The organism is Nonomuraea sp. NPDC059007, assembly GCF_042740555.1.
Lineage (GTDB): Bacteria > Actinomycetota > Actinomycetes > Streptosporangiales > Streptosporangiaceae > Nonomuraea.
Genome location: NZ_JBHYJD010000119.1, coordinates 1 through 2,765, shown reverse-complemented (window position 1 = coordinate 2,765; position 2,765 = coordinate 1). Strand labels below are relative to the sequence as shown.

2 rRNA genes are annotated in these 2,765 nt (G+C 57.0%); both read right to left on the bottom strand.

What is annotated here, in order from left to right:
- Positions 1 to 20: 20 nt before the first annotated feature.
- Positions 21 to 137, bottom strand: a 5S ribosomal RNA gene (gene rrf / locus ACFWY5_RS57960).
- Between the two features lie 167 nt (positions 138 to 304).
- Positions 305 to 2,765, bottom strand: a 23S ribosomal RNA gene (locus tag ACFWY5_RS57955); the annotation flags it as partial.

The following is a 2,765-nucleotide window of genomic DNA, read 5'->3' as shown; positions in this document are numbered from 1 at the left end:
TTCTCCTCTTGCATGTTTTTGTGCGGCGGTGACCTACTCTCCCACACCCTCCCGAGTGCAGTACCATCGGCGCTGGGAAGCTTAACTTCCGGGTTCGGAATGTAACCGGGTGTTTCCTTCCCGCCATAACCGCCGCAACCCTTCGAGACACTGCTTGCTGTCTCAGAATTGCGTAGTGGACGCGAGCAACAGAACCCCATCATGGTCTGCCGGTACGTTGGTGTGCGCTGCTCTGGACCCGGCGAAGAGTAACAGAGCGCTGCAACCACCAGACCCGCAGCACAACGGATGGTCTGTGTGCTTTGTGGTCAAGTCCTCGGCCTATTAGTACCGGTCAGCTCCACACGTTACCGTGCTTCCACCTCCGGCCTATCAACCCCATCGTCTCTAGGGGGCCTTACCCACTCTCGTGGTGGGAGACCTCATCTCAAGGCGAGCTTCCCGCTTAGATGCTTTCAGCGGTTATCCCTTCCGAACGTAGCCAACCAGCCGTGCACCTGGCGGTACAACTGGCACACCAGAGGTTCGTCCGTCCCGGTCCTCTCGTACTAGGGACAGCTCCTTTCAAGTCTCCTGCGCGCGCAGCGGATAGGGACCGAACTGTCTCGCGACGTTCTAAACCCAGCTCGCGTACCGCTTTAATGGGCGAACAGCCCAACCCTTGGGACCTACTCCAGCCCCAGGATGCGACGAGCCGACATCGAGGTGCCAAACCATCCCGTCGATATGGACTCTTGGGGAAGATCAGCCTGTTATCCCCGGGGTACCTTTTAGCCGTTGAGCGACACCGCTTCCACATGCCGATGCCGGATCACTAGTCCCAGCTTTCGCTCCTGCTCGACCCGTCAGTCTCACAGTCAAGCTCCCTTGTGCACTTACACTCGACACCTGATTGCCAACCAGGCTGAGGGAACCTTTGGGCGCCTCCGTTACTCTTTAGGAGGCAACCGCCCCAGTTAAACTACCCACCAGACACTGTCCCCGATCCGGATCACGGACCAGAGTTAGACGTTCAAAACGACCAGAGTGGTATTTCACCAATGACTCCACCATCACTAGCGTGACAGCTTCCCAGTCTCCCACCTATCCTACACAAGACGCTCCAAACGCCAATGTCAAGCTGTAGTGAAGGTCCCGGGGTCTTTCCGTCCTGCTGCGCGTAACGAGCATCTTTACTCGTAGTGCAATTTCGCCGGGTCTGCGGTTGAGACAGCGGGGAAGTCGTTACGCCATTCGTGCAGGTCGGAACTTACCCGACAAGGAATTTCGCTACCTTAGGATGGTTATAGTTACCACCGCCGTTTACCGGCGCTTAAGTTCTCACCTTCGCCAACTTGCGTCGGCTAAGCGGTCCCCTTAACGTTCCGGCACCGGGCAGGCGTCAGTCCGTATACATCGTCTTACGACTTCGCACGGACCTGTGTTTTTAGTAAACAGTCGCTTCCCCCTGGCCACTGCGACCCCCACCAGCTCACAAAGCTAGCCTGATCACCAGCAGAGGTCCCCCTTCTCCCGAAGTTACGGGGGCAATTTGCCGAGTTCCTTAACCACAGTTCACCCGATCGCCTTAGTATTCTCTACCTGACCACCTGAGTCGGTTTAGGGTACGGGCCGCCACAACACTCACTAGAGGCTTTTCTCGGCAGCATAGGATCATCCACTTCGCCACAATCGGCTCGGCATCACATCTCACCCTCCATGTGTCGCGGATTTGCCTACGACACGGGCTACATGCTTACCCCAGGACAACCATCGCCTGGGCTGGACTACCTTCCTGCGTCACCCCATCGCTTACCTACTACTCAATCGGTTCGAGCGTTCGGCCACAGCCAGACCCGAAGGCCTTAACCATGGCTTAAGGACTCTTAGCATCAAAAGGTTCAGTATGGGCGCATTGAAGCGGGTACGGGAATATCAACCCGTTGTCCATCGACTACGCCTGTCGGCCTCGCCTTAGGTCCCGACTTACCCTGGGCGGATTAGCCTGGCCCAGGAACCCTTGGTCATCCGGCGGCAGGGTTTCTCACCCTGCATTCGCTACTCATGCCTGCATTCTCACTCGCACAGCCTCCACAACTAGATCACTCTGCTGCTTCACCGGCTGCACGACGCTCCCCTACCCATCCAGCACACAAGGTACTGAATGCCACGACTTCGGCGGTGTACTTGAGCCCCGCTACATTGTCGGCGCGGAATCACTTGACCAGTGAGCTATTACGCACTCTTTCAAGGGTGGCTGCTTCTAAGCCAACCTCCTGGTTGTCTCTGCGACTCCACATCCTTTCCCACTTAGCACACGCTTAGGGGCCTTAGTCGGTGATCTGGGCTGTTTCCCTCTCGACTACGAAGCTTATCCCCCGCAGTCTCACTGCCACGCTCTCACTTACCGGCATTCGGAGTTTGGCTGACGTCAGTAACCTTGTCGGGCCCATCGGCCATCCAGTGCTCTACCTCCGGCAAGAAACACGCGACGCTGCACCTAAATGCATTTCGGGGAGAACCAGCTATCACGGAGTTTGATTGGCCTTTCACCCCTACACACAGGTCATCCCCCAGGTTTTCAACCCTGGTGGGTTCGGTCCTCCACCCAGTCTTACCTGAGCTTCAACCTGCCCATGCGTAGATCACTCCGCTTCGGGTCTACAGCATGCGACTCAAACGCCCTCTTCAGACTCGCTTTCGCTACGGCTCCCCCACACGGGTTAACCTCGCCACACACCATAACTCGCAGGCTCATTCTTCAAAAGGCACGCAGTCACATCACA